The organism is Microbacterium sp. LWH12-1.2, from assembly GCF_040675825.1.
Taxonomy (GTDB): domain Bacteria; phylum Actinomycetota; class Actinomycetes; order Actinomycetales; family Microbacteriaceae; genus Microbacterium.
This window is the reverse complement of record NZ_JBEGIJ010000001.1, coordinates 1,450,577-1,474,333: the sequence shown is the minus strand read 5'-3', so window position 1 is coordinate 1,474,333 and position 23,757 is coordinate 1,450,577. Positions and strand designations below refer to the sequence as shown.

The following is a 23,757-nucleotide window of genomic DNA, read 5'->3' as shown; positions in this document are numbered from 1 at the left end:
CTCGAAAAAGCGGCGGACGAATCCGCCGACGTATCGCCGTGGTGATCGCTTGTGCCTCACTTTTTATTCAGCCCCAGACTCTCGTAAACAGACTCTTTGTAGCTGTAGGGGCCCGTCTCGTCCGCGGTCTTGAACTCGGGAACATACTGATCCAGCGCGTACTTGATGATGGAGGGCCCGAACGACACCGACATCGTGTAGTAGTCCTCATCTGCGAAGGGGGTTGGGATGTTGATGCCGGCCCTACCTCGCCGGGCTCCGTCGAGGTTGGCGACGACGACGGGAAGGTCGAGGGAGATGATCGCTCCGACCTCATATGCGAGGAAGGAGGAGCCATCGCTTCCTTTGCTGCGAGCATCGGGGCTACCGAGCAGCACGACCTGCTTGGTGTTATTCAGGCGTTCGCGCAACCGACGCTTGATCGTCTCGGGCGTGCTTGTGTCGCGCGCCTCGTAGATGTCGTGTGCGTTGGTAAAGTCGAAATCGATGTTCTTGTTTGCCCGCCAAGCCGTCATGAGGCGGTAGTTGTGGATGTCCTCGCTGGCGAAGGCGACATAGGTCTTGTTGCGGTAGCTCATCTTCGGGCTCCTAGGTGGTAGGCGACGCTAAGAGTAACGGGAACCCGCACTCCGCCCACATCCTATTGTCGGACTCGGGCATGTTCGTGCTGCGGGTCGCGGCTAACCGGCCGAATGGTTCAACGCCCCGCTGTGCTGGCAGAAAACTCATGCCTCCCACAGGAAAGGGTCCACCGGGCGACGGCCAAGCCGGGCGTCGCACCGCCAAGTGTCAACAGCCCACCGAGAAGGCCCGGAAACTCGCTAGAGTCTCCGGGCCTTCTGCATGTCCGGGAATCGTCAGCGCCGCACACCAATTCGCCTGTCGAGGGATGCCACTCCGCAGGCAGTGCCCTCCCACCTGTGGCCGGTTTCGAGGTGCCCATAGGCTGGCATCATGCCCGTGTTCTTGTATCCCGCTTTGCCGGATCGCGCGGACGGGGCGCGGTTGGGTGGTTCTCCGCCGTCAGTGATCGAGTCGCATCCGCTTCTGGAGACGCACCGGTATCTGCTGACTCTTGACGCGGTCTGCGCGTCGTGGACGGGCCGCCGTGAGGTGTCGGTGGTGTTGCGTGCCGGCTTCAGCGTCGAGGACGAGGATGTCGTCTATCCGGACATGGCCATGCGGGCGATCATTCATGAACCCTCGCCGCGTGGAGTGCGGGACGACCTCGGGTGGCCCGGACTGCGTGCGACAGCGCTGGTGGAACGACCCGCCGCCGCGTCGAGGCCGGCTCTGGTGCGGATCGATGACGAACCCGTCTTGATTCAGGGGGAACCTGCGTTCGCGGACGCCGTGCGCGCCGATGGGCACCGATTCCTCTTCCAGATCGATGAAGAGGGTTGGCCGGTGGAGGGCGAACTCGAAGACGTTATCGCAGAATATCTATGGGGATACGGCTCGGTGTACTTCTACGGCACGCCGGGTGCGGACGGGATCGTGCGCGACGTCGTCGCCGGCTTCATCGACTTCTGACGGAACGCCAATCACTCACATTCGTATTGGAGTTTCAGGGATTGCTGGTGGCACCGAACAGTAATCCATCGACGAAGTGGTCCCGTCGGGCTGGCCGCGAGCTGATGTACGTCAGCAGATCCTCGAAGTGCGGGAACGCGACAACGGCCTCTTCGAACTCTGGTTCAGTTCCGTGGACGACTGCTCCATCGTCCCGCACCGCCAGGTACTCGTATCCGTTGCGAACGGAAAGCAGGATGGGCAGGTGGCGCTTCCAAAAACGGGAAACCTCGACGGCCTCGTCATCCGTCGTAGCGGCCTGGATGCTCAGCTCTTCCAGCTCGTTCCACGCGAACGCACCTTCCGCTCCGGGGGAGTAGTCGTCGCGAGACAAGAACCAGACCGTATCGTCTGAACTCGAAAGCACTGAGAACGAGGACACCCAGCGGATCACCGTTTCGGGCGCCGCCCGCAACGCAGAGGGAAGTCCGCCATTCGCAGGCAGAGGCGGCTCATACGTCCAACCGGCTTCCCGCAAGCATCCGGCCGCACGTTGAAAGAGGTCCGTCATGCTCTACAGGCTACCGAGCGGTCTCTCGGGGCCGACGGTCACGTGGTCGCGCCCGTGTTGGCCCATTCCAGTGTCGACATCTTCTGCTCGATCGTGTTCAGCCCGATAGCCCCGCACCCCACGAGGGTGAGCCGGCGCAGGGCGGGGAGTTCGTTGATGGCCGCGATGCCGGTGATCTTCTTGCAGTACTGGATGTTCAGGACTTCCAATCGTTGCAGGGTCGCCAATTCCGAGATGTCGCCCAGGGCTGTGAGATTCTTCAGCCGCAGTGACTCCATTTGGGAGAGCGCACTGATTCCGGTGAGGCTCTTCAGCGTGCGTCCACCGATCAGCCCGAGCCGGCGCAGCCCGACGGGTTCGACGAGGCGGAAGATCTCCTCGTCAGTGGGCACGTTCAGCAGGTTCAGCTCTTCGAGCGACAGTTCGAGCGCCTGCCTCACATTGTTCAGAGACCTCTGCGGGTAGAGGGAGAGCGCCCGGAGTTCGGGGAAGTGCTCTTTCTGGAATCGGAAGGGTTCGCCGACGTAGAGGGTATGCAGGTTCGGCACCACCACATCTGGCCATACCAGGGTCCGTTCGCCGACGTGCACGAAGAGCTCTTCCAGACTCTCGGGGAGATCGCCTTGCCGCAGTTGGGTGACGACAGTGGGGAGGACCCGCCCCGGCCCGATGCTGAGGGCTTTCAAGTTCGTCATCGCAGTGATGATCTCGGGGAGACGGTCGATTGGCCCGTCAAGCGGCGACCACAGGTGTACATCGGTGATGCGCGACAGCTGCTCGGTGTCGTAGGGCTGGTCGTAGAACACGAGGTCCCTGTCGGGCACGTCGAACTGGTGCTGGTGAGCACTGTGCAACACCATGGTCCGCTTACTCGTTGACGCCCTCATCCACGCACCCCTGACTCCGCCGGCTGTCGCCCACGCCACCGCCAGATTACCGGTGCGGGCTGGCGTCGCTCCGGTCGCGCCGCGCCTGTCCCGATCTCACGTGCACGCCTCACGTGATAACCAGCAGCCTGATCCTCGACAGCCCTCAAGCACCCGCGTCAATAGCCGCCCGCAACGTTCCCTTCTCCAACCCCAGTGCCCATTCCGCAACATCCGCCACGACTCGCGTATGCGCTGGATGCTCGATCTGCCGGGAGGCGTTCACATAGGACCCACCGCCATCCACCGCAATCAGGATCCGGATGCATGCTGCTTCAGCATCCACCTCTCCGAAGTCGCCGGAGGCGATGCCGTCCACGATCATGGCCGTCAGACGCTCCCGGTCGAGGGCGTCCTGCACCTCCAACTCGACATCGAGCGTCGGACTGAACCGCGCCAGATGCCGTGCGTTCAGCCAGAGCTTCGCCAACGGAAGCGAGCGTCGCTGCTCGATGTGGTCCACGAAGTGGGCGAGCCTCTGCAGGGGAGTGCCGCCTGACGTGAAGAACTGCTCGCGCTCGAGCACCGCGGCGCGGGCGAAGGCCGCGACCACCAGATCTTCAGCGACGGGGAAATAGTGCGTGATCAGCCCCGGCCGCACGCCCAGTCGCGCTGCGACCGCCCGGAGCGTGATGCGCTCGAGTCCCTCTTCGATCGCGATCGACGCGGCGCACGCGAGGATGTCCTCCCGCCTCTCTTCCGGAGGCTTGCGAGTTCGCGGGGGAGCAGTGCTCGAAGAAGTGCTTGACGTCACCCCACCCATGCTATTGAATGAGTGACCAATAGTCCATTGGGCATGTGACCAATAACAAAGGTGACAGCAATGACGCTCCTCCCGAAAGGAACTCCATGACCCAGATCCACCCCGTCGGTGCCGACGCCGTCGACACCGCAACCCATCCGGAGACGCGCGGCATCGAGCTGATCGATGACGCCGAACGCCACGGCAGAGCGCGCGACCTGTTCCTCATCTGGGCGGCTCCGAGCGTCAGCATCCTGAACCTCACGATCGGTGCGTCGCTGATCCTGCTCGGCCTCGAGACCTGGCAGGCCGTCGCCGTGATCGTCGCGGCGTCGCTGCTCTGGGTGCTGCCGGGGATCATCGCCGGGAGCGGACCGGCAGCCGGCACCTCCGGCTCGGTCGTGACACGCGCGATGTACGGAGTCCTCGGCAACCGGCTCTTCGTCGCCGTGGTCGGATGGTTCATCGGCGCGGTCTTCCTCTCGCTGACCTGGCTCGCATCCTCGTTCATGGGAGCCGACCTGCTGCGGCGCGCCGGCATGGACGACCCGACCTGGGTTCCGATCGGCGTCACGGTCGTCGTCGCCGCGATCACGATCCTCGTCGCGATCTTCGGTCACGGGCTGATCCTGCGGGCCTACCCCTACATGGCCGCCGCCCTGTTCGTGATCTTCCTCGCCGTCGCCGGCTTCATCCTCCCGACCGTCGACTGGGCATACACCGCCCCCGAGCCCTTGAGCGGACCCGCCCTCTGGTCGGCGATCTCGATCGGTTTCACGATCCTCGCCTCGACCCCCTTGTCGTTCATGAACAGCCCCGACATCGCCCGGTACCTCCCGCGCGACACGAAGCCCTCGCACATCACCGCCGCGACCGCACTCGGCGGCGCCATCCCCTTCATCGTCTTCACCACCGTCGGGGTGCTGCTGGCGACAGGGCTGAGCGTCGCTGCGTTCGAGACCGGCATCGACGTCGCCCTCCTGGGTCTGCTGCCCGCGTGGCTCGGTCCGGTGCTCGTCATCGGCGTCATCATCAACACGATCGCCCTCAACGCCATGACGGCGTACACGTCGAGCATGGCCCTCCAGGCGATCGGCTTCCGCCTGCGCCGCATCCCGGCAGCGATCATCGTCGGCGTCGTCGGCACCGCACTGACGATCTACCTCGTGCTGTCGTCGAACCTCGTGGAAGCCGCGAACCTCATGTTGCAGTTCCTCGTCGTCGTATCGGGGCCGGCAATGGCGATCTTCGTCGTCGACGTCATTCTGCGCCGCTACGACTACGACGGCGTCGACCTCTTCCACGACAGGCCCGGCGGCCGGTTCTGGTACTCGGCGGGATGGAGCATCCCCGGCATCACCGCGCTCATCGTCGGCGGAATCGCGACCGCGCTGTGCCTGTCGACGAGCGTCTGGAGCGGTCCGGTCGCCGAGGTCACCGGGTACATCGATCTCTCCGTGCCCGTCGGCATGTTCGTCGCCGCAGTCCTCTACGCCGGCCTGCTGCGCACACCTCTCGGAAAGGACGGTCGACCGTGACCACCCGCTACCTCAACGGACGCATCTTCACCGCAGATCCGGACCCTGCACTCGCCTGGGGCGAGGCTCTCGTGATCGATGGCGAGACGATCACCTACGTCGGTACAGCCGAGGGCGCCCCCTCGGCCGACGAGACGGTCGATCTTGAGGGCCGACTCGTTCTTCCCGGGTTCACCGATGCCCACACCCACCTCCTCATGGCAGGTGCCGCGCTCGGACAGGTGCCGCTCACCGCCGCGCGCTCGCTCGACGAGATCCAGACGCTGTTGCGCGACGCGAGGGCCGCGAATCCGGATGCTGCGGTCCTGCGCGGCCGAGGATGGCTGTTCGACTCGGTGCCGGATGGCGCTCCGACAGCGGCGATGATCGACGCGGTCGTCGATGACATCCCCGTCTACCTCGACGCGAACGATTACCACTCGTGCTGGGTCAACAGTGCGGCGCTGGCGGAACTCGGCATCACCCGCGAGACACCGGACCCGATCGGCGGGCATTTCGCCCGGGATGCCGAGGGGGAGCCGACCGGGCTGCTCTACGAGACCGCCGCGACCCAGTACGCCTGGGCTCATCGGGACGAGACCACCACCGACGCCGACCGCGATGCAGACGTGGAACGTGTGATCGACGCCTACCTGGCCGCCGGGGTCACCGGCGCGATCGACATGGCCTTCGACGAGTTCGGGCTCGCGGCGCTCCAGCGGGCTGAGGTGCGACACGGGGGAGAGCTGCCGATCCGCGTCGCCGCGCACTGGATCATCACGAACACCGGCGACGACGATGAGAACCTCGCGCAGGTCGCACGTGCGGCCGAGCTCGCGGGCGACGCCTCGTCTCCCTGGCTCCGTGTGGTCGGCATCAAACTCATCCTCGACGGGGTCATCGACGCGTGCACCGCCGCGATGCGGCATCCGTATGCCGATGGATCGAACGCCGAGCCCATCTGGCCCGTCGCGCAACTGAATCCCGTCGTCGTGGCAGCGGATGCCGCGGGCCTCCAGATCGCACAGCATGCGATCGGCGACTACGCGAGCGAGATCGCGCTCGACGCCATCGAGCACGCCATCGCGGTCAACGGGGACCGCCCGCGACGCCACCGCATCGAGCACCTCGAGTACGCGACCCCCGGGACGGCCGAGAGGATGGCGCGCCTCGGTGTGACCGCATCGATGCAACCGGTGCACAGCGACCCCGCGATCTTCGCGAACTGGGCGGAGATGCTCGGCGACGACCGTGTCGACCGTGCGTTCCCATGGCCGGAATACGAGGATGCCGGGGCGGTGCTGGCTTTCTCGACGGATGCGCCGACCGCCCCGCACGAGGCATTGGCGAACATGTACGTGGCATCGACCCGCGCCTCGGCGCTCGATCGGAGCGTGGGCGCGATCCATCCGCAGTTCGCGCTCCCGCTGGCGGCCGCGATCGGTCACGCGACGCGCGATGCCGCGGCGTCGGTCGGCGACGGCGATTGGCGAGGTCGTATTGCGCCGGGGTTCGCTGCGGACGTGATTGTGCTCGACACCGATCCGTTCACCGAGGGACCGGCGTCCCTGCTCGACGCCCGTGTGATCCAGACGATCGTCGCCGGGAGGACACGCTACCGGGCGGAAGGCCAGCCCTGATCGCAGAGCAGGCGTGGCGGGCAGACGACGCCGCGACCTCGCGGCGTCGTCCGAGTCGGGCTTTAGAGTGTTGCCATGCCAGACGCGCAGGACGTACGTCCCGAATGGACCCAGGTCGACCCGATCGGTCATCGTGCCGCGGCGGGAATGCGCGTCGCGGCCGTGCCCCTCACCCTCCTCGGCATCATCGGCGGAGTACTGAGCCTGCGCCTGGCGCCGGAATGGTGGATGGTCGCGCTGGCACTTCTGGGGTGCGCGTTCGTCGCCCTCGTCGGCGTCAGCCTGTGGGTCAATGCCGTCGCGCGCGAGAAGGCGACGGCCGAACTGAGACCGGCCGGTCGTCGTGTCTCCCTTCCGGTGGTCCTCGCGGAAGACATCACGGACGAGATAGAGACGTTCCGCCTGCATCTGAAGCTGCCGATCGAGGGCGGACCAATGGTGCAGCACGCCTGCAGCGACAACCGCTGCGTCGAGGCGGCGCACGCGTTACCCGGTTCTGAGGTGCCCGCCATGATCGACGAAGCGCGAAGGATCTGGGGCGTGATCCACGGGCCCATCGACCGCTGAGCCGCTCGATGGCGGTCGCCCGCTACTTCGTGACTTCTGCAAGACGAGCCAGCCGCTCGGCCATCGCATCCGGCTCCCACGAGTGCCAGGCCCCGGCCAACTGCTCAGAGACGCCGTCGGGAGCGGCGGCCGCGAGCTCGTCGGCGGTCGCGATCATGCCGGGGAAGGTCTCGGTGCCGACGATCGCGATCAGAGGGGCACGGACGGCGGACAGCACGTCGCGATAGCCACGTTCCTCGACTCCATCAACGCCTCGCCATCCGGTACCCACCCGAGCACGACCTGCGGGTACGCGGGCGACTTCTTGAGTTCCTCGAGCCACTCCGGCGGCATCCCGACCATGTAGTGGGCGACCGCCTCCTCGAGATCGTCGGCCTCGATCGCACGGCGGACGTTCGTCCACCAGGATGCTGCGCCGCCCTCGAACAGGCCGAGCGGGGCCTCCCAAAGAACTAGTCCGGCGAGATTCGGCGTGCGGGCGGCGGCGAGCAGCGCGATCGCGCAGCCGGAGGAGTGGCCGATCAGAATGACGGGGGCGTCGGCTTCCGCGGCGAGCGCACCGATCGCATCCAGCTGCGCCGGAAGGTCGATCGGAGCCTCCGACGTCGATTCGCCCCGTCCGATGCGATCGGGGATGAATGCCCGGCCGCCGCGCACCGCGAATGCCTCTCCGGTCGCGAGGGTGACGGGATCCTCAGCACGAGTGGGGCCGGCACCCGCGATGAAGATCGCCGTGACCGCGCCGGGAGCGCCGAGGTCGTCGTAGACGATGCGATCGCCACGTGACGTCGTGATCGCGCTCATGCCACGGCCTCGATCCGCACGCGCACGCGGTCGCCGACCGCCTTGCCGAGGAGCTTTCTCGTCGCGGCCTTCACTGGTCCGAAATGGAGACCGCGCCCGGTCGGCATGAGTGTGATCTGCACCGGAGTGTCATCGATGAGTCCGGTCACGCGCACGGGATTGCCCGTACCGAAATGCGCGATCGAACCCGGCACGTCGAACACGGTCCACGATCCGGCTTCGTCGGGATGGATGAGTTCCGCTTCGAACTCAAGAGGAGCCTTACTGTTCATCATGTTCTCCCACTTTCAAGACTTGTCGGTCTGATTTCTCTAAACTAGACTCATCGGTATGAAGTCGTCAAGAGGTGCGGCAGAACTCCGTCCGAGCTCGGTGCGCAAGCGCGAGTCCATGCTCGCTGCCGCGCAGGAGCAGTTCCTCGCCAACGGGTACGACGCGGTCACGATGGACTCGATCGCGCAGGCATCCGGCGTCGCCAAGCAGACGCTCTACAGCCACTTCGGCGGCAAGGAGGGGCTGTTTCTCGAGCTCGTCGGCTCGCAGACCCGCGCGGCGAGCGAGCGTGTGCTCGGTGAACCTCCGCTCTTGGCGCCCGGCGTGGATGCCCGTTCCGTGCTCGCACCTATCCTCGAGCAGCAGCTTTCCATCGTGCTGACACCGGGGCTGCTCGCCCTGCGACGCCTGGTGATCGGGCTCCTGCCTCAGTTTCCGGATCTCGCGCGCTCTCTGCATCTGCACGGCCCGCAGCGCGCGATCGACTCGCTCGCCGAGGTCCTCGTGCGCCTGGATGCCGCGGGCTCGTTGCGGGTGCCCGAGCCGGTGCTCGCCGCCACCCAGCTCAACTGGCTGGTCATGGGAGAGCCCATCAACCGGGCGATGCTGCTCGGCGACGACGAAGCACTGCCCGACGTCGACGTCGCCACGCAGGTCGGATGCGGCCTCGACGTGTTCCTCGCTGCGTACAGCGTGGACGCAGCGCGCGCCTAGGGATTTCTCCCGAAGCGAAGGGGGATAACCCGATCGAAGCCGAAGGCCAGCCGGGTGTCCGCACCGCCATGCCGCTCCTTACACTCGCGGCATGACAACGAAAACGACTCAGGATGCCGCCGTGCAGCCAGGCCCCGTGTCTGCCCCCGGCGCCGCCAGACGCCGGATCAGCTGGGCGTTTGTCGCCCTCGCGTCGATCGCGGTTGCTGCCTTCCTCGTCAGTCAGTATGCGAGCGGAGATCTCACGTCGCAGGCGGAGGACGGAGTCGGCCTTGCCCCCCACTACCTCACGCTGCCCCCGGTGCTGCAGGCCGCGTTCTATCTCCACATCGGACTCGGCGGCGTCGCCTTGGCCCTCGGGCCGCTGCAGTTCCCTCAACGCTTTCGCAACCGGTTCCGTCGCGCCCACCGAATGATCGGACGCATCTACCTCGTCTCGGTCGCCCTGGGCGGCACGGCGGCTCTCGTTCTCTCGCCGACCAACCAGGCCGGGTTGGTCGGCTTCTTCGGGTTCGGTTCCCTGGCAGTCCTTTGGCTGTTCACCGCCTGGCGTGCCTATCGGGCGATTCGCACGGGTGATGTCCGCAGTCACCAGGCCTGGATGATCCGCAACTTCGCTCTCACTTTCGCCGCCGTCACACTCCGGCTCTGGATGGGTGTGTTCATCACCGGTCAGCTCTCCTTCGGAGATGACATCGACTTCGGCGTGGCTTTCGACAACGCATACGTCACGGTGCCGTTCCTGTGCTGGCTGCCCAACATCATCGTCGCGGAGTTGCTGGTGCGGCGCCGCGGGTTGCCTGCATTCCGGATCACCGGATAGAGGGCCTTGCTAGATCGCATCCACAGATCGTCGCGGCGTCCGGAGGAATGCGGCAACCAGCAGTGCCGCGACAAGCGCGATCCCGGCATTGACTCCGATCGCCATCTGCAGGCCAGGAAGCAGAGTAGACGCGACGACACTCGTTGCGATCGCAGACATGACCGGAGTGCCCAGCGTGATCCCGACCTGCTGGCTCATCGTGACGAGTCCGGTCGCGAGTCCCTGCTGCTCAGACGGAATCTCCGATGTGGCGATGACGGTGTAGCCGACGATCGCGACGAGGTTCGCCACGCCCCCGATGAAGGTGACGATCAGGAGCGGGATCACCCAGGCGTGGTCCTCGGAGAGGAAGGCCAGCGGCAGTGTCGCAGCCGCCTGCACGACGAATCCGATGACGATCGCAGCCTTGGCGCCGGTCTTTCCGATGATTCGCGGGGCGATGACGCCGCCGATGACTGTACCGACCCCGAGCACAGCAAGCATCAGACCGGCGACGACAGCGCTGAAACCCAGCGTCTCCTGAAGGTAGAGCGTGAGAAGGAAGACGAGAGAGGTCTCGGTCGCGAAGGCCAGCAGTCCGGCGATGTTGCCCCACGCGACGTTGGTGCGCCGGAGGAGAGCGGGAGTGATGAGGGGATCGGCGAGGCGGGACTCGATGGTCAGGAACGCGGCGAACAGCACGACGGCCGCCGCGATCGGACCCCACGCAGCAGGACTCGCCCAGCCCACATGGCCGGCCATGTCGATGCCGAGCACCAGGGCGATGAGGGCGAGGGTGACGGTGACCGCTCCTGGTACGTCGAGGCGCGGGCGGGGCCCTGCCGCAGGCTCGCGGAGCACGAATGGCGCGATGGCAACGACGATCACCGCGACGACCACGTTGATGAGAAATGCCCAGCGCCAGCTGACGGTCCCGGTCAGGATGCCGCCGAGCACTGCTCCGGCCGTGAAGCCGGCCGCCATGAGTGCGCCGTTGAGCCCCAGAACGCGGGCGCGGGCTGCTCCTTCGGAGAACATCGTGGTCAGCAGCGACAATGCGGCCGGAGTGACCATCGCGGTGGCGATGCCCTGACCGAGGCGGGCGGAGAGCAGTAGCACTGGCTCCTGGGCGAGTCCGCCGGCGAGGGAGGAGACGCCGAGCAGAATGATGCCGATCAGGAACAGACGCCGGCGTCCGAACAGGTCGGCGGCCCGGCCGAAGAACAGCGTGAAGCCGGCGGCGCACAGTGCGAATGCCGTCACGATCCACTGCAGTGCAGACGTCGCGAACCCGAGCTCGCGGCCGATGTGCGGCAATGCGACGTTGAGGATGGAGAAGTCGACAGCGAGGGTGAAATTCGCCGTCAACAGCACCATGACCGCGAGGCGATCACCGACGGTGAGCCGTGGGGACTTCGGGAGAGCAGGTCGGGTGAGCGAGAGTGCGTCGGTCATGCATCCAGCCTCCGCCGTTGCGCAGAGCCCAGCCAGAACCCTGGATTGGCTGCCCTCCCGGTGCCTAGTACTGGCAGGGGCAGGCAACGGCAGGGAAAGCCCGAGAGAATGAGGGCATGGACGAACGAGCGCTGGAGGCTGATCGGCCCGTCACCGAGCTGGGGGAATTCCTGCGCTCTCGCCGGGACCGTCTGGCCCCCGAGGATGCCGGGGTCCGCTCGTATGGTCGGCGCCGGGTGCCGGGCCTGCGCCGCGAAGAGCTGGCGCAGCTGGCGGGAGTCTCGGCGACATACCTCACGCGGCTCGAGCAGGGGCAGTCGCAGAACGCCTCGGACGCGGTGATCGAGGCCCTTGCGCGCGCGTTGCAGCTGGATGCCGATGAGCGGGCGCATCTGTTCGTGCTGGCGCATCCGACCCCGCTCGAGCGGCCGCGGACCTCCGCGCCGGAGATCGCGAAACCGGGTGCGGAACAGCTCCTGCATGCGATGGGTGATGTGCCGGCTGTGCTGCTCGGACGCTTCAACGACATCCTCGCCTGGAACCGCGCCGGCCATCTGCTGTTGGCAGGTCATCTCGACGTGACAGCGCCATCCCGGCCCGCTGAGCGGCCCAATCACATCAGGATGCTGTTCTGCGATCCGCACACCCGTGATCTCTATGCGGATTGGGAGACGGAGGCCGAGGTGGCCGTCGCATCGATGCGGTACGCGGCGGCGACGTTCGCTGACGACCGGTACCTCGCCGAGCTCGTCGGCCAGCTCAGCATGAACAGTCCGGAATTCGCATCTCTGTGGGCAGGGCACTCGGTGCGGTTGTGCACGAGCGGCACCAAGCGTTTCCGGCACCCGGCCGTCGGTGATATCGAACTGGACTACGAGGTGCTGCACCTCCCCGAGGGCAACGGGCAGCGAATCCTCACGCACACCGCGCGCCCCGGTAGCGCTTCGCAGGCTGCGCTCCGCCTTCTCACCTGCGTGTAGGCGTTCGTCGGGCGCCCGGCTCGGGTCTTACGCCGAAGGTGTCGCTGCGCGCACGGATCATCCGGATGAGGTCGACGCCACCCGGTTGACGTCGTCGAGACTGCAGGGTAGAAGGGCATCTTGACGCCACCAGCGAAGGAGTGATCGAGATGTCGGAGAGAACAGGGATCAACGCGCTGATACATAAGATCGGCGGGGACAAGAGGCTCGACCGCGTTGCGGCGACGGTCAGCGATGCGGTCGGCGCGGTCGCGAAACCCACAGTCGTCAAGAATGCGTTGTCCGGCTCGTGGCTCGGGCATCAGTTGCACCCGGTGCTGACCGATCTGCCTATCGGCGCCTGGGGCGCGGCGACCGTACTGGACCTCACCGCAGGGGAGGAAGGGGCCAAGGCGGCGCGCCGACTCGTCGGATTCGGCATCCTTTCGGCAGTGCCGACCGCGATGTCGGGCGCGTCCGACTGGGCGGACACCGTCGGACGGAACAAGCGCGTCGGTCTCGTGCACGGCCTCGCGAACGCCGCGGGAACCGGGCTGCAGGCGGCGTCCTGGTTCGCGCGACGGCGCGGGCATCGCGGCGTCGGTGTCGTGCTCAGCCTCCTCGCGCTCAGCACGACACTCGCCTCCGCGTATCTCGGTGGCCACCTGTCGTTCGTGCGCGGTGTCGGAGTGAACCGCACCGCGTTCCAGCACCCGACGCGAACGTGGACGGATGTCGCCGCCGATGCCGACATCACGGAAGGGGCGCTCGCGCGCGTCACGGCCGACGGCGTGCCCGTTCTCCTCGCTCGGCGCGGTGAAGAACTGCGGGCGATCTCGGCCGTGTGCTCGCATGCGGGTGGCCCGCTCGATGAGGGAACCCTTGACCAGGATGGCTGCGTCACCTGCCCATGGCACGGCAGCCGGTTCCGCACCCAGGATGGATCGGTCGTGCGTGGCCCAGCCAGCGTGCCTCAGCCGCAGTGGGAGGTCCGTGTGGACGGCGGACGCATCTTCGTCCGGTCAGCCTGAGTTCGGATCCCTTGCCGCGGGGCGATCACTGAGGACTCGATAGATCGATTATCGTGCGAAATCTATCGAAAGTCGATAGGATGGGTGTCTCGAACAAGGGGAGAACACCATGGGGAATCTGACGATCTACATCCTGCGGGCCGTCATCGCGATCTCGCTCATCGGTTCGCTCGTCGTGCAGACGGTCGTGCTGCCGCTGATCTGGGCGGACCTGGAGAGCGAGGGTGCGGCTATGACCGGGCGCGTCGCGTTCGTCGTGATCCTCGGGCTCGGGGTCCTCACGATGCAGATCTTCGCGGTCTGCGTCTGGCGTCTGCTGACGCTCGTTCGCAAGGACGCCGTATTCTCACGGCGCGCGTTCCGCTACGTGGATGTGATCATCGGCTCCATCGCGGCCGCGGCTGCGCTCACGTTCGCCTTGGCCGTCCTGCTCGCACCCGGTGGTGTCGCCCCGGGGATCGTCGGCCTGATCTGCGGGGCGTCGTGCGTGCTGATGGGGATGGCGCTGCTCGTCGTGGTGATGAGGCGCCTTCTGGTGCAGGCGATCGATCGTGACGCCGAGGCGCGTGCGCTGCGATCCGAACTCGATGAGGTGGTCTGATGCCGATCGTCGTCGACATCGACATCGTTCTGGCGCAGCGGAAGTTGGCGGTCGGAGCCCTCGCTGAGCAGATCGGAATCAGTCCGGCGAATCTTGCCGTGCTCAAGAACGGTCGAGCGAAAGCTGTTCGCTTCACGACGCTCGATGCGCTGTGCGAAGCATTGGACTGCCAACCGGGCGACCTGCTGCGCTGGGTGCCGGCGGATGCGGCACGCCCGGTGGATGCCGCAGGCTGAGGCGGTACCGACGATTCATCCCCGGCGCCACGCGTCGTCAGTGAGATGCGACCCGGCTTGCGGGCCCATCTGTAGCATCCCGCCGTCGACCGACCAGCTCGCGCCGGTGACGTAGCTGGCGGAGGTGGAGGCGAGGAAGGCGATCACCGCGGCGACCTCCTCCGGTTTCCCCGGCCGGCCCAGCGGCACGCCGGGGCGGTGCGTGGAATCGGCATCTGACGACTCCATGTGATTGATCGGCGTGGCGATCTCGCCAGGCGCGACCGCGTTCGCGGTGATCCCATGCTGACCGAGCTCCTGCGACATGGTCTTGATGAGTCCGGCGAGGCCGTGCTTCGCAGCCACGTACGCTGCCGCGCCGACTCGTGGCTGATGCGCGTGCACACTCGTCACCGCGATCAGCCGGCCACCCGTGCCTGCCGTGACCATCCGCCGCGCTGCCGCCTGGAGCCCGGCGAACGCACCGTCGAGGTTCAGCGCGATGACCTCGCTCCACTGATCGGCCGACACCTCCAGGAACGGGCCTCCGGTTCCGCCGCCGGCGTTGTTGACGAAGACGTCGAGACCGCCGAGCTCGTCGGCCAGCTGGTCCACGACCTCGCCGACCTCGTCGATCGCTGTCGCATCGAACCTGGCGACGACGGCACGGCGGCCGCGCTCACGCACAGCCGCAGCTGTGCGTTCGGCGCCTTCCTGGTCTGAATGCCATGTGACGCCGACATCCATACCGGCGTCGGCGAGTGCGAGGGCTGTGGCGGCACCGATCCCCGAGTCGGACGCGGTGACGATGGCGGTTACGGGGGAGAAGCCTCTCTGTGACATGCGAGGCAAGGTAGCCGCGTTCGGCCATAGGCCGGGAGGGGGTTTACAGCCCGCGACGCGTGAGATACGCCCCGCAACCGATCTGGCGGTGTCAATCGGTCTCCGGTTCATAGCCCATCGAGGAGATCACCGATGATGCGACCTCGTGACGCTTCATCGCGTCATCGCCTGGTCGCGCCGACCATGCCGCACCGCGTCAACCCCCTTGCGGGCACCGGTGCCGAATCGCAGGCTGGAGTCATCCACCGCGAGGAGGGAGCATCTCATGCCTGACGGAATCGACCCCATCGAAGATCAGAAGCCGACAGCCGATCTCCAGGAGCAGGAGCGCCCGGAAATCGAGGAGCCGAACGAACCCGAAGCGCCACCCGTCGCAGTACCGGACTTCGGCGGGTCCGAGGCGAACCCGGCAGATGTCGTGGAGCAGCGCCAAGAGGTGCCGCTCGACGAGGATCATTCGAGGGAGTAGACGCGGCCGACGCGTATCATCGACGACTTCTTCCCCTTCGGCCCGCGCCTTCGTAGGCTGAGGCCATGGACAGAACTCTCGTGCTGGCTGCTCAGGTCGCGATTCCGCAAGGGCATCGGCTCGAGGTGACGGAGCGTCACGACGACCTGACCGGAGAGCCGATCGTGCTCGCCCTCGTCGACCTCGACACCGGCATCCGCTTCCAGCGCGCAGAGGGGCATCACGGCGAGATCTCCCGCTGGCTGGGGCGGGTGCTCGATTGCACGGTCACCATGCACGGAGCGGGCGCCGGGACGGTGCTCACCGTCGATCCGATCGGTCCGGGGCCGACCGGTGCGAAGGTGGCACTGCGCGGTGCGGATGCGGCCGCGGATGCGGCGAAGGCAGAAGCCGATCGTTGGGGCGGCAGCGATCGCCCTCCTCAGCCGGAGGCCGAGCGCTTCTGGTGACACACCTGCCCGGCGGTGGGTCTCTCATCGGAAATCCCGTGACCGGTGCGAGATGCCGGTGCGCAGGTCTTCGAACGCGTCGGCGAGCACGTTGACGACGCCTTCGGCGGAGCGCTCGAGAATGCCGCGGATGATGAGCGCCGGCGACTCCCGCGCGACACGGCGGTAGCGGTTCCAGACCCCGGTCGAGCAGACGACGTTGACGAGTCCGTGCTCATCCTCGAGGTTCATGAAGGTGACCCCTGCCGCGGTCGCCGGCCGCTGCCGATGCGTGACGAGCCCGGCGACCTCGATGCGCCGGCCCGTCTCATGGGTCTGCAGGTCGGCGGCGGTGAGCACCCCGCGTTCGCGCAGCGCCGCGCGGAAGTGCGCGATCGGATGATCGTCGGTGGAGACCCCCGTCGCCCAGAGGTCGGCGGCGAGCTGTTCATAACTGGACTGATCGGCGAACAACGGCGGCTGCACCGACACCGTCGTCCCGGGGAGGAATCTGGCGCGGTCATCGGCGGCGGCACCGGCGAGCCAGATCGCTTCCCGGCGTTTCAGGCCGAGGCAGGAGAAAGCGCCAGCGGTACCGAGCGCTTCCAGTTGGGCGGCGGTCGCATCCGTGCGCCGCACCAGGTCGTTCAAATCCCGGTAGAGGCCGTTCGCTTCCCGCTCCGCGACGATGCGCTCCGCCATCGGCACGCCGATCCCGCGGACGCCGCTGAGCCCCAGCCGCACCGCGTACCTGCCGTCCCGGCGGTGGGCGGCGGAATCGTCCGGTGCGCTCCGGTCGAAACGGGCAGGCGTCGGCTGCGGATCATCGAGGCAGGAGTCCAGCCCGGTCGGCGTCCGCTGGGCAGAAGCGTCCTCGGACTCCTCGGGCTGGTCGGGTCGATCGGGCCGGAGCGGCTCCAGGGTCTCGGTCGCGCCCGAGGCATGCAGGTCGGGGCGACGCACCTCCACGCCGTGCCGGCGGGTGTCGGCGGTCAAGGTTGCCGCGGAGTAGAAACCCATCGGCTGCGAACGGAGGAGCCCGGCGAGGAAGGCCGCCGGGTAGTGCAGCTTCAGCCAGGAGCTGGCATAGACCAGCAGAGCGAAAGACAGCGAATGCGACTCGGCGAAGCCGAAGTTCGAGAAAGCCTGGATCTGCGCGTAGATGCGGTCGGCGGTGTCCTTGTCGAGTCCGCGCCTGTTCATGCCCGCGTAGAGCTTCTCGCGGACCTGCTCGATCTTCTCCAGGCCGCGCTTGGAACCCATCGCGCGGCGCAGGAGATCCGCCTCATCGGCAGTGCAGTCGCCGATGGCGGTGGCCATCTGGATGAGCTGCTCCTGGAAGATCGGAACACCGAGGGTGCGCTTCAGGATGGGTTCCAGATCGGAATGCGGGTACGGGATATCCAGGCGCAGGGGGTCTTCGCCGCGCTCCGACCGTTCCCTGTTCTCCTCGTCGAGTCTGTCCTTCGCCATCTTGCGGCGGACGAACGGATGCACCGCCCCACCCTGGATCGGGCCGGGCCGGATCAGGGCGATCTGGATTGCGAGATCGTAGAAGCTCCGCGGCTGCAGCCGGGGGAGCAGACCGATCTGCGCCCGGGATTCCACCTGGAACACCCCGATGGAATCAGCGCGGCAGAGCATGTCATAGACCGCTGGTTCCTCCTTGGGGAGAGTCTCCAGCTTCCAGGTCTCGCCGGTCGCCTCCTCGATGAGGTCGAAGCAGTGCTGAAGGGCGGCGAGCATCCCCAGGCCGAGCAGATCGAACTTCACCAGCCCCATCCAGGCGGCGTCGTCCTTCTCCCACTGGATGACGGTGCGGTTCTCCATGCGCGCGTGCTCCACAGGCACGACCTCGCCGACCGGTCGGGCGGTGAGCACCATTCCGCCGGAGTGGATACCGAGATGCCGGGGCGCCTTCAGCAGTTCGCCGGCGTACTCGAGAACGTTCGAAGGGATGTCGTGCCCTTCCACGGGCTCCACCCCGGCGCCCCACCCGTCGACCTGGCGCGACCAGGCATCCTGCTGGCCGGGGGAGAAGCCGAGAGCCCTCGCCATGTCGCGTACGGCGTTCTTCGGGCGGTACTGGATGACGTTCGCCACCTGCGCTGCCCGCTCCCGGCCGTACTTCGCGTACACCCACTGGATGATCTCCTCCCGTCGGCGGGAGTCGAAATCCACGTCGATGTCGGGCTCCTCCTGGCGTGTGGTGGCGAGGAAGCGCTCGAAGGGGAGCTGGTAGAGGATCGGATCGACGGCGGTGATCCCCAGCAGATAGCAGACCGCGCTCGCCGCAGCGGATCCTCGTCCCTGGCAGAGGATGCCGAGGCGCTTCGCCTCGGCGACGATGCCGTGCACGATGAGGAAGTAGCCAGGAAAATCCTTCTCCTCGATGACGTTCAGCTCTCGCTCGATCCGGCTTCGCCCGTCGGCATCGAGGCGCGGATACTTCTCGGGAACGGCCTCCCAGACCAGAGCACGCAGCCAGCTCATCGGAGTGTGCCCCTCCGGAACCTCCTGCTGGGGTAGCGCCGGTCGCGCGCGCCGCAGGGGGAAGGCGGATGCCGCTGCCAGCTCGAGCCCGTGCGAGATCGCGCCGGGGTAGCGCCGGAACCGTGCGGTCATCTCGGCTCCGCTGCGCAGGTGCGCGCCGCCGTGCACGGGCAGCCATCCGTCCAGATCGTCCATGCTGCGTACCGCCCGCACGGCGGCCACCGCCTCGGCGAGCCCGGCGCGCCCGGGAGCGGCGTAATGCACGTTGTTCGTGGCCACGACCGGCAGCCGCATCCGACCGGCGAGCTCGGCGAGGGCGTCATTGCGGCGGGAGTCCAGCGGATCGCCGTGATCGAACAGTTCGACGGCGACATGATCGCGTCCGAACAGGTCGACGAGGCGCCGCAGTGGCGTCTCGGCATCCCCCTGCTCCCACCCTCGTCGCACGCCGCCCTTGCGGCATCCCGTGAGAATCGTCCAGTGACCGCCGGCCTTCTCGACGAGTTCGTCGAGATCGTAGACGGGGCGGCCCTTCTCGCCGCCTCGCAGCTGGGCGGCGGAGATCGCTCCGGAGAGGCGGTGGTAGCCCTCCAGCCCACCCGCGAGAACGAGCAGATGCTCGCCGGCGGGGTCGGCGGCACCCCGCTGCGGTGCAGACAGATCGAGGGACAGCTCGGCGCCGAACACCGTCTGCACCTGGAGTTTCATGGTCTCGGCCAGTTCGCCGAAGCGCGCAGCGCCGTAGAAGCCGTCGTGATCGGTGAGGGCGAGGGCGGTGAGGCCGAGTCGCTCGGCCTCGGCGAGGAGATCCTCCGGCGATGAGGCGCCGTCGAGGAACGAGTACGAGGAATGGGCGTGCAGCTCGGCGTAGGGCACGGCATCCGCAGGGCGGGTGATCTCCGCGGGCGGGATGTGCTTTCGTTTCCGGCTCACCGGCCCCGGATCGGTGCGGTGGGCCGGAGGTTCGGCGGTCGGGCTCTTCTCGACGGGTTCTTCGCCGCTGAGGGTGCGCTCCAGCTCTGCCCAGGTCAGCGGGGGATTGTGCCACCCCATCAGCGGTACCTGCCCTCTGCCCACCAGCGATCACGGGCGCGGAAGACCAACCACGCCCGGTTCCGGTCGTCGACGATCTGCAATCGGTGCCCGCGGCGGCCCTGCGCCGCGGTCCACCGGCGCTCGTCGATCGGCCACGGCCCCGCCCATGCCTGCACGGCGGCGCCGTCGATGCGTGCGGGGTCGGCGGAGAGCATCCCTCTCTCGTCGATGCCGACCTCGGTGCCGACGATGCTTTCCAGGACGACGGGTCGTGGTGGCAGGAAGACCTCGGCCGGCACCGGATCGGGAAGGCTGCCGGGCCAGGGGCGATCCGGATCCCGGGGTGTGACCGTGCGCTCGCCCCACGGCGTGAGTACCTGCCGGTCGGCGAGCCAGCGACCACCGGCGACCGCAGCGGTGACCACGCCCTGATGACCGACCATCGTCTGCACGCGGGAGACGGCGTGATGCAGGCGTTCGTCGGATCCCGAACCGAAGAGTCCCGGCTGATGGTGAGCGGCATCGTCGACTGCGACAGGGGTGATGCGCACAGCGGCGATGCCGCCGAAGGCTCTGGCCTCGTCGACGGGCTCCTTCGCATGCTCCGCCGCCAGTGCCTCCAGCTGCCAGCGCACCCGGTCGACGAGGTCGGCGGCGTCGAAACAGGTCGGATGCAGCCAGGAGCGGGAGAAGACCAGGCCGTTGTCGTCGGTCAGGTCGATGCGCACCTCGGTGCAGACGACGTCGGCATCGCCGAGGGCGAGCATCACCGCATCCGCTGTCTGCCGTACGGCGAAGGCCACCTGATCCGCACCACCCAACGGGGGCTCGAACTCCACAGCCCGCACGAGCTCCGGATCAGGAGGACGAGGGACGAGCGGACGGGAATCGGCGCCGGCGGCGAGCGCATGCAGACGTGCCCCGCGCTCTCCGAAGCGATCCCGTACCTCGAGGGCGTCGAGAGCGGCGAACTCTCCGAGGGTGCGCACCCCGAGCCGGATCAGGAGACCGGCCAGTTGCTCGTCACGCAGCGCCTGCACATCGAACGCGCTCAGGTACTCCTTCGCTCCGCCAGGGGGCACGATGGTCCAGGGGCGGATACTGCGGGCGGCCGCCTCTGCCGTGAACGGGCCGTCTGCGATGCCGATCCGCGCTTCGGGGAAGCCGGCATGGGTGAGGACGCGGAGGAGGGCATCTGCCGCCTCGCTCTCCCCGCCGTGGAATCGGGCGATGCCCCGTGCGCGGAGAGCAGCGAGTCCTGGGCGCAGCAGAGAGGCGCCGGGGGCATGCTTCTCGATGAGATGCAGCACGGGGAGGAAGGCGCGTTCGTCTCTGGCCGGATCGTGGGGGAGCACCCGCAGTGCCGGAAGGTGCCCCTGTGCGACCCGGCGGCGTTGCCCGGCGCGGACGCCGTGCTCGCGTGCCGACGCCGTGCAGGCCACCACGGCGTTCGCGTGCACCAGGGCCGTGGGCGGATGCGGAGGCGGACTCCCGAGAGCGGCCCGTAGCGGCCAGTCGGGGAACCACAGCACGAGGACGCGGAGCGGGGCGTTCATCCGGCGACCGCCCAGCGGGAGATCTCGACGGGAGGTGCCATCGTGTCGACGGTCTCGACGGCTCCGTGCGAGCCCGGCAGCCGGACCTGAACGCTCGACGGCATCGGCGTGCGCCTGGTCTGCGCGGTCACCGTCACGGTGCAGTCCGAGAGCAGACCCCAACCGGTGCCGAGACCGTGCCAGTGCGGATCGCGGAGCCGGATGGTCCCCTCGCTCTGCGGCCAGGTGCCGGTGGCGAGCGACTCGGTCACGAGCAGCGTGCAGCCGCGGTCGCGCAGGCGCGCATTCAGCCGGGAGGCGTCCGCATCGCGCATTCGCGTACCGGGGTGCACGGCGATGAGCGGGACCACCTCGGAGAGAGCGGAGGTCACGGCCAGCCAGCGCTCGCCGGGTTCAGGGACGAGAATCAACCGCGACAGGTCGATGCCGAACCCCGCCGCGGCCTCGACGCCCAGAGTCGGCATGCCGATCACGGCGCACCAGAGCCCCTTCTGCGATGCCGCGCTCAGCAGCGCCAGCACGAGACTCGGTGAGGAGGAGACCGTGTACGCGGCGCCCATCTGCAATCCCTCTTCCGGCAGCAGGGAGGCGAAGGCGGGATCGAGGGGGAGTAACGGAAGCTCGCTGCGACGGCGCTGCATCCTGCTGATCTCGCGGCGCAACCGCAGCACCTCTCCGGCGCGGGAGTCGCCAGCCGGAGAGAGCGCGGTCACCGCATCGAGCCCGATCCCCATGTAACCATCCTCGAAGATATATTCGAATAAAGCAAGTGATGATGAAGACGATAATTCGAACGTCGGACATCAGTGCGAGCGCAGCGATGTCGGATGCGCTGACTACGCTGTGGCCATGCGGATCGAATTCGAGAGCGCCGTGACCCGGTGGGACGCGCGCACGGCATCGTGGTTCTTCGCGACCATGCCGGAAGAGCTCTCCGACGACCTGCGCGAGCTGCCCGCACCGTCACGCGGATTCGGTTCCCTCCGGGTGCACGCCGCAATCGGCTCCTCCCACTGGACGACCTCGATCTTTCCCGGTGACGCGGGCTACGTGCTGCCGCTGAAGAAGGCGATTCGCGAGGCCCAGGGGATCGGCGAGGGCGATATCGTCTTGGTCCACCTCGACATCGTCGGCCTCTGACGCGACGCGACGAGTTATCCACAGCCCCCGCACGCGGCACCCGCCGATCTTCTAGCCTTCCCTGATGGACCTCCATGAAGTGCTCGCCGTCGTCGTGCACCTCGCGCTGCTCGGAATCGGCGGCTGGCTCCTTGTCATCGACGTGCGGACGCACCGGCTGCCGAACAGGATCGTCCTGCCCACGCTCGTCGCGCTGCTGGTGCTCGTGGTGGCCGAAGCACTGTTGACCGGACAGTCCCGGCCGCTGATCGGGGCAGTGCTGGGGATGCTGATCCTGGGCGGTTTCTATGCGGCGCTGCGCATGGTGAGCAGGGAAGGCATGGGCGGCGGGGATGTGAAACTCGCCGCCGTGATCGGGGTGGTGCTGGGGTGGCACGGCTGGCAGGCGCTCGCCGTCGGAGCGGCATCCGCCTTCGTGCTCGGTGCGCTGTACGCGCTGGTGCTGATGGCCCTGCGTCGCGCGGATCGCTCGACTCGGATCGCCTTCGGCCCATGGATGATCGTCGGGGCCATCCTCGGCGTCGCGGCGGGCTGAATGCCCCGCCGCAGCCTTCTCCCTCGCTGCAGCGGAGCGACGCTAGGGTGAGCACATGGCACTTGCACGGCTTCACGGCGGCCCGCTGGACGGGCAGATCATTCCCCTCGGCGACGCGGACGACAAGCTGATCGTCCCCTACAGCGAGACTCAGGTGGTGTACAACCGACGCGGCGAACCGGAGAACACCGGCCCGCACGACGGGCCCACCGAGATCGATTACTGGTACGACGAGTCCCTCGAGGACATCAATCCGGCAGATGACTGAACCCTCCCGAACGGTCGAGATCGAGCGCAAGTTCGACGTCGACCCCGAGACGCCCCTGCCGAGCTGGGACGCGATCCCCGGCGTGGACGCGGTCACCGAGGGAGAGGCCAGGGCCCTCGACGCACGCTACCTCGATACTGTCGACGGCACTCTCTCGCGTTCCGGTGTCGCATTGCGCCGGCGCACGGGCGGACCCGACGCGGGGTGGCATCTGAAGGGACCCCGGGAGGGGGACGGACGCCTCGAGCTCGGCTGGCCGCTCGGAGAGGGCGACGCCCTCCCTGATGCCATCGCCGACATGATCGCCCGTTGGACGACAGAGCCGCTCACCCCGTTGGCGCGCATCGAGAACGACCGCGTCGCCTATCTGCTCACCGGTCCAGACGGTGTCGTCGCCGAGTTCGTCGACGACCATGTCCGCGCCACGGACCTCCGCACCGGCACGCAGCGCGAATGGCGGGAGTGGGAGATGGAGCTGGGACCGGCGGCACCCACCGATGCCGCAGGTCGAACGACGTTCTTCCTCGCCGTGCAGACAGCGGTCTTCGCCGCCGGCGGGCGGCACTCGGCATCCGGCTCGAAACTCGCCCGCGCGCTCGGCTTCTGAACAGGCGAGCATCGCAGAGAAGCGGTCTCGATGCCACCCCCTTCCGTGGAAGCA

At 67.5% G+C, this 23,757-nt stretch carries 29 protein-coding genes; 17 read left to right on the top strand and 12 right to left on the bottom strand.

Annotated elements, in window-relative coordinates; genetic code table 11:
* Positions 1–56: 56 nt before the first annotated feature.
* A complete protein-coding gene (locus MRBLWH12_RS07100) occupies positions 57–578 on the bottom strand; it encodes a TIR domain-containing protein (RefSeq protein ID WP_363547580.1) in 522 nt (173 codons plus the stop codon).
* Positions 579–954: 376 nt separating this feature from the next.
* Here MRBLWH12_RS07100 and MRBLWH12_RS07095 point away from each other — a divergent pair, with 376 nt between their 5' ends.
* The gene (locus MRBLWH12_RS07095; RefSeq protein WP_363547577.1) at positions 955–1,533 is read left to right on the top strand and encodes a hypothetical protein; all 579 of its coding nucleotides are present in this window, start codon (positions 955–957) and stop codon (positions 1,531–1,533) included.
* Positions 1,534–1,567: 34 nt separating this feature from the next.
* On the opposite strand, the gene MRBLWH12_RS07090 is transcribed toward MRBLWH12_RS07095, so the two are convergent.
* The 3 genes from MRBLWH12_RS07090 to MRBLWH12_RS07080 all read right to left on the bottom strand — a co-directional run bounded on the left by MRBLWH12_RS07090 (position 1,568) and on the right by MRBLWH12_RS07080 (position 3,772).
* Entirely contained in the window at positions 1,568–2,083 is a 516-nt protein-coding gene (locus tag MRBLWH12_RS07090) for a hypothetical protein (RefSeq protein ID WP_363547574.1), read from the bottom strand.
* 38 nt (positions 2,084–2,121) lie between these two features.
* Entirely contained in the window at positions 2,122–2,943 is an 822-nt protein-coding gene (locus MRBLWH12_RS07085; RefSeq protein ID WP_363547571.1) for a hypothetical protein, read from the bottom strand.
* Positions 2,944–3,115: 172 nt separating this feature from the next.
* Positions 3,116–3,772 carry a TetR/AcrR family transcriptional regulator gene (locus MRBLWH12_RS07080; RefSeq protein WP_363547568.1) on the bottom strand — a complete coding sequence of 219 codons (657 nt, stop codon included), beginning with the start codon at positions 3,770–3,772 and terminating at the stop codon, positions 3,116–3,118.
* An 86-nt stretch (positions 3,773–3,858) separates the two neighbouring features.
* On the opposite strand from MRBLWH12_RS07080, the gene MRBLWH12_RS07075 reads away from it, so the two are divergent.
* The 3 genes from MRBLWH12_RS07075 (at position 3,859) to MRBLWH12_RS07065 (ending at position 7,475) form a co-directional block, all read left to right on the top strand.
* Positions 3,859–5,289 carry a purine-cytosine permease family protein gene (locus MRBLWH12_RS07075; RefSeq protein WP_363547565.1) on the top strand — a complete coding sequence of 477 codons (1,431 nt, stop codon included), beginning with the start codon at positions 3,859–3,861 and terminating at the stop codon, positions 5,287–5,289.
* Positions 5,286–6,908, top strand: coding sequence for an amidohydrolase (locus MRBLWH12_RS07070; protein ID WP_363547562.1), 1,623 nt, complete (start codon positions 5,286–5,288; stop codon positions 6,906–6,908). Before MRBLWH12_RS07075 ends, MRBLWH12_RS07070 begins: the two co-directional genes overlap by 4 nt.
* Before the next feature lie 75 nt (positions 6,909–6,983).
* On the top strand, positions 6,984–7,475 hold the full coding sequence (locus MRBLWH12_RS07065) for a hypothetical protein (RefSeq protein WP_363547559.1): 492 nt from the start codon (positions 6,984–6,986) through the stop codon (positions 7,473–7,475).
* 22 nt (positions 7,476–7,497) lie between these two features.
* On the opposite strand, the gene MRBLWH12_RS07060 is transcribed toward MRBLWH12_RS07065, so the two are convergent.
* The 3 genes from MRBLWH12_RS07060 to MRBLWH12_RS07050 are packed head-to-tail and all read right to left on the bottom strand — an operon-like array spanning position 7,498 to position 8,554.
* Positions 7,498–7,692: a hypothetical protein gene (locus tag MRBLWH12_RS07060; protein ID WP_363547556.1), complete on the bottom strand. Its 195-nt coding sequence runs from the start codon at positions 7,690–7,692 to the stop codon at positions 7,498–7,500.
* Positions 7,665–8,279 (bottom strand): alpha/beta fold hydrolase, encoded by a 615-nt coding sequence (locus tag MRBLWH12_RS07055; RefSeq protein ID WP_363547554.1) that lies wholly within the window; start codon positions 8,277–8,279, stop codon positions 7,665–7,667. Before MRBLWH12_RS07055 ends, MRBLWH12_RS07060 begins: the two co-directional genes overlap by 28 nt.
* Positions 8,276–8,554 (bottom strand): DUF1905 domain-containing protein, encoded by a 279-nt coding sequence (locus MRBLWH12_RS07050; protein ID WP_363547551.1) that lies wholly within the window; start codon positions 8,552–8,554, stop codon positions 8,276–8,278. Before MRBLWH12_RS07050 ends, MRBLWH12_RS07055 begins: the two co-directional genes overlap by 4 nt.
* A gap of 55 nt (positions 8,555–8,609) precedes the next feature.
* On the opposite strand from MRBLWH12_RS07050, the gene MRBLWH12_RS07045 reads away from it, so the two are divergent.
* Together MRBLWH12_RS07045 and MRBLWH12_RS07040 are read left to right on the top strand one after the other, a co-directional pair.
* Complete coding sequence (locus MRBLWH12_RS07045; protein ID WP_341974315.1) at positions 8,610–9,266, top strand: TetR/AcrR family transcriptional regulator; 657 nt, start codon at positions 8,610–8,612, stop codon at positions 9,264–9,266.
* A gap of 91 nt (positions 9,267–9,357) precedes the next feature.
* Positions 9,358–10,089: a DUF2306 domain-containing protein gene (locus MRBLWH12_RS07040; protein ID WP_363547548.1), complete on the top strand. Its 732-nt coding sequence runs from the start codon at positions 9,358–9,360 to the stop codon at positions 10,087–10,089.
* Positions 10,090–10,098: 9 nt separating this feature from the next.
* On the opposite strand, the gene MRBLWH12_RS07035 is transcribed toward MRBLWH12_RS07040, so the two are convergent.
* Positions 10,099–11,523 (bottom strand): MFS transporter, encoded by a 1,425-nt coding sequence (locus MRBLWH12_RS07035; RefSeq protein WP_363547546.1) that lies wholly within the window; start codon positions 11,521–11,523, stop codon positions 10,099–10,101.
* Positions 11,524–11,639: 116 nt separating this feature from the next.
* On the opposite strand from MRBLWH12_RS07035, the gene MRBLWH12_RS07030 reads away from it, so the two are divergent.
* The 4 genes from MRBLWH12_RS07030 (at position 11,640) to MRBLWH12_RS07015 (ending at position 14,350) form a co-directional block, all read left to right on the top strand.
* On the top strand, positions 11,640–12,503 hold the full coding sequence (locus tag MRBLWH12_RS07030) for a helix-turn-helix transcriptional regulator (RefSeq protein ID WP_363547543.1): 864 nt from the start codon (positions 11,640–11,642) through the stop codon (positions 12,501–12,503).
* Positions 12,504–12,652: 149 nt separating this feature from the next.
* Positions 12,653–13,513, top strand: a complete 861-nt coding sequence (locus MRBLWH12_RS07025; RefSeq protein ID WP_363547541.1) for a Rieske (2Fe-2S) protein — start codon at positions 12,653–12,655, stop codon at positions 13,511–13,513.
* 109 nt (positions 13,514–13,622) lie between these two features.
* Positions 13,623–14,114, top strand: a complete 492-nt coding sequence (locus MRBLWH12_RS07020; RefSeq protein ID WP_363547538.1) for a DUF2975 domain-containing protein — start codon at positions 13,623–13,625, stop codon at positions 14,112–14,114.
* The gene (locus MRBLWH12_RS07015) at positions 14,114–14,350 is read left to right on the top strand and encodes a helix-turn-helix domain-containing protein (RefSeq protein ID WP_341974321.1); all 237 of its coding nucleotides are present in this window, start codon (positions 14,114–14,116) and stop codon (positions 14,348–14,350) included. The genes MRBLWH12_RS07020 and MRBLWH12_RS07015 overlap by 1 nt, the downstream gene beginning before the upstream one ends.
* 15 nt (positions 14,351–14,365) lie before the next feature.
* Here MRBLWH12_RS07015 and MRBLWH12_RS07010 read toward each other — a convergent pair whose 3' ends face one another.
* Positions 14,366–15,172: an SDR family oxidoreductase gene (locus tag MRBLWH12_RS07010; protein WP_363547535.1), complete on the bottom strand. Its 807-nt coding sequence runs from the start codon at positions 15,170–15,172 to the stop codon at positions 14,366–14,368.
* Between the two features lie 132 nt (positions 15,173–15,304).
* Between MRBLWH12_RS07010 and MRBLWH12_RS07005 the strand changes: the two genes are divergently transcribed.
* The 3 genes from MRBLWH12_RS07005 to MRBLWH12_RS06995 all read left to right on the top strand — a co-directional run bounded on the left by MRBLWH12_RS07005 (position 15,305) and on the right by MRBLWH12_RS06995 (position 16,090).
* A complete protein-coding gene (locus tag MRBLWH12_RS07005; RefSeq protein ID WP_363547532.1) occupies positions 15,305–15,445 on the top strand; it encodes a hypothetical protein in 141 nt (46 codons plus the stop codon).
* Positions 15,438–15,641, top strand: coding sequence for a hypothetical protein (locus tag MRBLWH12_RS07000; protein ID WP_363547529.1), 204 nt, complete (start codon positions 15,438–15,440; stop codon positions 15,639–15,641). The genes MRBLWH12_RS07005 and MRBLWH12_RS07000 overlap by 8 nt, the downstream gene beginning before the upstream one ends.
* A gap of 65 nt (positions 15,642–15,706) precedes the next feature.
* Complete coding sequence (locus MRBLWH12_RS06995) at positions 15,707–16,090, top strand: hypothetical protein (RefSeq protein ID WP_341974323.1); 384 nt, start codon at positions 15,707–15,709, stop codon at positions 16,088–16,090.
* Between the two features lie 24 nt (positions 16,091–16,114).
* Here the strand turns inward: MRBLWH12_RS06995 and MRBLWH12_RS06990 are convergent, their stop codons facing one another.
* From MRBLWH12_RS06990 to MRBLWH12_RS06980, 3 genes are read right to left on the bottom strand one after another with little or no spacing between them, the layout of a single operon-like run.
* Entirely contained in the window at positions 16,115–19,615 is a 3,501-nt protein-coding gene (locus MRBLWH12_RS06990) for an error-prone DNA polymerase (protein ID WP_363547526.1), read from the bottom strand.
* Positions 19,615–21,153, bottom strand: a complete 1,539-nt coding sequence (locus tag MRBLWH12_RS06985; RefSeq protein WP_363547523.1) for a DNA polymerase Y family protein — start codon at positions 21,151–21,153, stop codon at positions 19,615–19,617. Before MRBLWH12_RS06985 ends, MRBLWH12_RS06990 begins: the two co-directional genes overlap by 1 nt.
* A complete protein-coding gene (locus MRBLWH12_RS06980; protein WP_341974326.1) occupies positions 21,150–21,887 on the bottom strand; it encodes a hypothetical protein in 738 nt (245 codons plus the stop codon). Before MRBLWH12_RS06980 ends, MRBLWH12_RS06985 begins: the two co-directional genes overlap by 4 nt.
* A gap of 115 nt (positions 21,888–22,002) precedes the next feature.
* On the opposite strand from MRBLWH12_RS06980, the gene MRBLWH12_RS06975 reads away from it, so the two are divergent.
* The 4 genes from MRBLWH12_RS06975 to MRBLWH12_RS06960 all read left to right on the top strand — a co-directional run bounded on the left by MRBLWH12_RS06975 (position 22,003) and on the right by MRBLWH12_RS06960 (position 23,703).
* Positions 22,003–22,293, top strand: a complete 291-nt coding sequence (locus MRBLWH12_RS06975; protein ID WP_341974327.1) for a DUF1905 domain-containing protein — start codon at positions 22,003–22,005, stop codon at positions 22,291–22,293.
* 64 nt (positions 22,294–22,357) lie between these two features.
* Positions 22,358–22,828: a prepilin peptidase gene (locus MRBLWH12_RS06970; RefSeq protein ID WP_363547519.1), complete on the top strand. Its 471-nt coding sequence runs from the start codon at positions 22,358–22,360 to the stop codon at positions 22,826–22,828.
* 55 nt (positions 22,829–22,883) lie between these two features.
* Positions 22,884–23,096, top strand: a complete 213-nt coding sequence (locus MRBLWH12_RS06965) for a response regulator (protein WP_341974330.1) — start codon at positions 22,884–22,886, stop codon at positions 23,094–23,096.
* Positions 23,089–23,703 carry a CYTH domain-containing protein gene (locus MRBLWH12_RS06960; RefSeq protein WP_363547516.1) on the top strand — a complete coding sequence of 205 codons (615 nt, stop codon included), beginning with the start codon at positions 23,089–23,091 and terminating at the stop codon, positions 23,701–23,703. Before MRBLWH12_RS06965 ends, MRBLWH12_RS06960 begins: the two co-directional genes overlap by 8 nt.
* Positions 23,704–23,757 lie beyond the last annotated feature (54 nt).

Coding starts and splice junctions, on each gene's coding strand:
- MRBLWH12_RS07100 (WP_363547580.1), bottom strand. CDS start 578: ATGAGCTACCGCAACAAGACCTATGTCGCCTTCGCCAGCGAGGACATC.
- MRBLWH12_RS07095 (WP_363547577.1), top strand. CDS start 955: ATGCCCGTGTTCTTGTATCCCGCTTTGCCGGATCGCGCGGACGGGGCG.
- MRBLWH12_RS07090 (WP_363547574.1), bottom strand. CDS start 2,083: ATGACGGACCTCTTTCAACGTGCGGCCGGATGCTTGCGGGAAGCCGGT.
- MRBLWH12_RS07085 (WP_363547571.1), bottom strand. CDS start 2,943: ATGGTGTTGCACAGTGCTCACCAGCACCAGTTCGACGTGCCCGACAGG.
- MRBLWH12_RS07080 (WP_363547568.1), bottom strand. CDS start 3,772: ATGGGTGGGGTGACGTCAAGCACTTCTTCGAGCACTGCTCCCCCGCGA.
- MRBLWH12_RS07075 (WP_363547565.1), top strand. CDS start 3,859: ATGACCCAGATCCACCCCGTCGGTGCCGACGCCGTCGACACCGCAACC.
- MRBLWH12_RS07065 (WP_363547559.1), top strand. CDS start 6,984: ATGCCAGACGCGCAGGACGTACGTCCCGAATGGACCCAGGTCGACCCG.
- MRBLWH12_RS07055 (WP_363547554.1), bottom strand. CDS start 8,279: ATGAGCGCGATCACGACGTCACGTGGCGATCGCATCGTCTACGACGAC.
- MRBLWH12_RS07050 (WP_363547551.1), bottom strand. CDS start 8,554: ATGATGAACAGTAAGGCTCCTCTTGAGTTCGAAGCGGAACTCATCCAT.
- MRBLWH12_RS07045 (WP_341974315.1), top strand. CDS start 8,610: ATGAAGTCGTCAAGAGGTGCGGCAGAACTCCGTCCGAGCTCGGTGCGC.
- MRBLWH12_RS07040 (WP_363547548.1), top strand. CDS start 9,358: ATGACAACGAAAACGACTCAGGATGCCGCCGTGCAGCCAGGCCCCGTG.
- MRBLWH12_RS07035 (WP_363547546.1), bottom strand. CDS start 11,523: ATGACCGACGCACTCTCGCTCACCCGACCTGCTCTCCCGAAGTCCCCA.
- MRBLWH12_RS07030 (WP_363547543.1), top strand. CDS start 11,640: ATGGACGAACGAGCGCTGGAGGCTGATCGGCCCGTCACCGAGCTGGGG.
- MRBLWH12_RS07025 (WP_363547541.1), top strand. CDS start 12,653: ATGTCGGAGAGAACAGGGATCAACGCGCTGATACATAAGATCGGCGGG.
- MRBLWH12_RS07020 (WP_363547538.1), top strand. CDS start 13,623: ATGGGGAATCTGACGATCTACATCCTGCGGGCCGTCATCGCGATCTCG.
- MRBLWH12_RS07015 (WP_341974321.1), top strand. CDS start 14,114: ATGCCGATCGTCGTCGACATCGACATCGTTCTGGCGCAGCGGAAGTTG.
- MRBLWH12_RS07010 (WP_363547535.1), bottom strand. CDS start 15,172: ATGTCACAGAGAGGCTTCTCCCCCGTAACCGCCATCGTCACCGCGTCC.
- MRBLWH12_RS07005 (WP_363547532.1), top strand. CDS start 15,305: ATGATGCGACCTCGTGACGCTTCATCGCGTCATCGCCTGGTCGCGCCG.
- MRBLWH12_RS07000 (WP_363547529.1), top strand. CDS start 15,438: ATGCCTGACGGAATCGACCCCATCGAAGATCAGAAGCCGACAGCCGAT.
- MRBLWH12_RS06995 (WP_341974323.1), top strand. CDS start 15,707: ATGGACAGAACTCTCGTGCTGGCTGCTCAGGTCGCGATTCCGCAAGGG.
- MRBLWH12_RS06990 (WP_363547526.1), bottom strand. CDS start 19,615: ATGGGGTGGCACAATCCCCCGCTGACCTGGGCAGAGCTGGAGCGCACC.
- MRBLWH12_RS06985 (WP_363547523.1), bottom strand. CDS start 21,153: ATGAACGCCCCGCTCCGCGTCCTCGTGCTGTGGTTCCCCGACTGGCCG.
- MRBLWH12_RS06980 (WP_341974326.1), bottom strand. CDS start 21,887: ATGGGGATCGGGCTCGATGCGGTGACCGCGCTCTCTCCGGCTGGCGAC.
- MRBLWH12_RS06975 (WP_341974327.1), top strand. CDS start 22,003: ATGCGGATCGAATTCGAGAGCGCCGTGACCCGGTGGGACGCGCGCACG.
- MRBLWH12_RS06970 (WP_363547519.1), top strand. CDS start 22,358: ATGGACCTCCATGAAGTGCTCGCCGTCGTCGTGCACCTCGCGCTGCTC.
- MRBLWH12_RS06965 (WP_341974330.1), top strand. CDS start 22,884: ATGGCACTTGCACGGCTTCACGGCGGCCCGCTGGACGGGCAGATCATT.
- MRBLWH12_RS06960 (WP_363547516.1), top strand. CDS start 23,089: ATGACTGAACCCTCCCGAACGGTCGAGATCGAGCGCAAGTTCGACGTC.